General features: G+C 64.6%; 1 protein-coding gene and 1 pseudogene. Both read left to right on the forward strand.

What is annotated here, in order from left to right:
• Positions 1 to 71: 71 nt before the first annotated feature.
• Positions 72 to 776, forward strand: a complete 705-nt coding sequence (trbF, locus tag CF68_RS20055) for a conjugal transfer protein TrbF (protein ID WP_035822118.1) — start codon at positions 72 to 74, stop codon at positions 774 to 776.
• Positions 773 to 1,033 (forward strand): annotated as a pseudogene (locus CF68_RS20060) (P-type conjugative transfer protein TrbG); the annotation flags it as partial. The gene trbF and the pseudogene CF68_RS20060, both read left to right, overlap by 4 nt.

Genomic DNA, 1,033 nt, shown 5'->3' on the forward strand with positions numbered 1-1,033 from the left:
GCGCCGGCGACGGTGGCGGTTCGGGCGGCGGTCCGAGCTTGGATGATGCCGATTCTTAAGGAGAACGAGCCATGCGATTCAGACGACCGCAAGTGCGCTATGCCGACGCGCCGCAGCCTGTCACTCCGTATCAAGCGGCCGCGCAGGTATGGGACGAGCGCATCGGTTCTGCCCGCGTACAGGCAAGGAACTGGCGGCTGATGGCATTCGGCTGCCTGCTGCTCGCCTTGATGATGGCGGGTGGCTTGGTCTGGCGCTCGGCAAAATCCATCGTCACCCCGTACGTGGTGGAGGTCGACAAGGCGGGTCAGGTGCGCGCGGTCGGCGAAGCGGCAACACCGTACCGGCCAAAGGATGCGCAGATTGCCTACCACCTGGCGCACTTCGTCACGCTGGTGCGGTCGCTATCCATTGACCCTGTCGTCGTGCGGCAGAACTGGTTCGACGCCTACGATTACACCACTGACCGCGGCGCAGCCGTGCTCAACGAGTACGCCCGTGCCAACGATCCGTTCGCTCGCGTCGGCAACGAGTCGGTCACGGTGCAGATCACCAGCGTCGTGCGCGCCAGTGACACGTCATTCAACGTGCGCTGGACGGAGCAGCGCTTCGTCAATGGTGCCCAGGCTGATACCCAACGCTGGAATGCCGTGATATCCACGGTCCTGCAATCCCCGCGTAGCGAGCAGCGCTTGCGCAAGAACCCGTTGGGCATCTATGTCAACGGACTGTCGTGGAGTCGCGAGCTGGACGCTTCCGAAGGAGCCAAACCATGAGACTGCCTTTCCGCCATTCCGCTTTCGTGCTGATGCTCGTGGTGACGATGCCGTCGATGCCGGGCTGCGCCACGCAGGGCAAACCACCGCCGGGGATCTCGCTCGACGAACCCGCGCAGGCGCAGCTGCTGCCTGAACCACTTAAGCCTGTGGAAGTGGTGGAGGTGCCGAAGGTGCTGCCGATGCCGGCGCAGATGAAGCCGCTGCCGGAAGCGGCTGAGACCAGGCCTGCGCCGGAGCCGGTCGACGAAACGGTG

The organism is Cupriavidus sp. SK-4, assembly GCF_000611125.1.
GTDB lineage: Bacteria > Pseudomonadota > Gammaproteobacteria > Burkholderiales > Burkholderiaceae > Cupriavidus > Cupriavidus necator.